The sequence below is a fragment of the Bartonella sp. LB28NMGDW genome (assembly GCF_042194435.1).
Classification (GTDB): domain Bacteria; phylum Pseudomonadota; class Alphaproteobacteria; order Rhizobiales; family Rhizobiaceae; genus Bartonella; species Bartonella grahamii.
This window is the reverse complement of record NZ_JBHIMX010000110.1, coordinates 1-941: the sequence shown is the minus strand read 5'-3', so window position 1 is coordinate 941 and position 941 is coordinate 1. Positions and strand designations below refer to the sequence as shown.

The window sequence follows — 941 nt, the reverse complement described above, 5'->3', positions numbered from 1 at the left end:
ATAAAAAGTTGAAAATTCATTAAAGAGGAATTCCATGGACTTTACAGTGTTCACGCAACTTTTCACTAAAATTGATCAGATAACAAATACATATGTCACGGATCTTTCCTCAAAAACAATAGCTACAATTACACCCTTTGTTTCAATCGGTATCACAATCGCTTTCATCATCTATGGTTGGCTCATCATTCGTGGCGCTATAGATATGCCTCTCTCCGGATTTGTAAATCGTTTCCTACGGATAAGTATTATTACTTCAATAGCTCTTACCACAGGACTTTATCAAAATGAAATTGCGAGTTTAATAACACAAATGCCCTATGAGTTATCAAAAGCGCTCATAACAAATCCACTCGATAATACACAATTAATGAATTTACTGGATAAAGCAGCAACCAAAGGATTTCAATATGCAGGACGTCTTTTCCAAGAAACTGTCTTCTTCGAAGGCAATGGTCTGCTTTACAGTCTCTTAGGCATCATCATCTTGCTGGCAACAAGCCTCGTCGTAGCAATCGGTGGTGGTCTCGTGCTCCTGACAAAACTCGCTATTACACTTCTCGTAGGATGGGGACCTCTCTTCATCGTTGCTTTGCTCTGGCAACCAACTCATCGCCTTTTCGAGCAATGGATAATCCAAGTCGTCAATTATATAATCCTCTTTCTACTCTTAGCGACTGTATTTAATCTGATGATGAATATCTTTGCAAACTATTTGAGCGATATGAAACTCGATTACGACCAGAATATAAGCTTCATGTTTGGGGGAGCTATCGTCTTGTCTATTATATCCATCATGCTGTTACTCAAACTATCAAGCGTTGCCAATTCTCTCGCAAAAGGAATTACATTTGGACATCTATGGAGACATAGAAACTAGATGAGATAAAAAGCAATGGTTCCCGTAACAGACGCCCTTAATATCCATATGACAAAATAAC

At 38.4% G+C, this 941-nt stretch carries 1 protein-coding gene; it reads left to right on the top strand.

Going from position 1 to position 941, the window contains the following annotated elements; translation table 11 throughout:
• The first annotated feature begins 34 nt into the window (after positions 1-34).
• Positions 35-880: a type IV secretion system protein gene (locus ACFIKG_RS09480; RefSeq protein ID WP_375652220.1), complete on the top strand. Its 846-nt coding sequence runs from the start codon at positions 35-37 to the stop codon at positions 878-880.
• Positions 881-941: the final 61 nt, after the last annotated feature.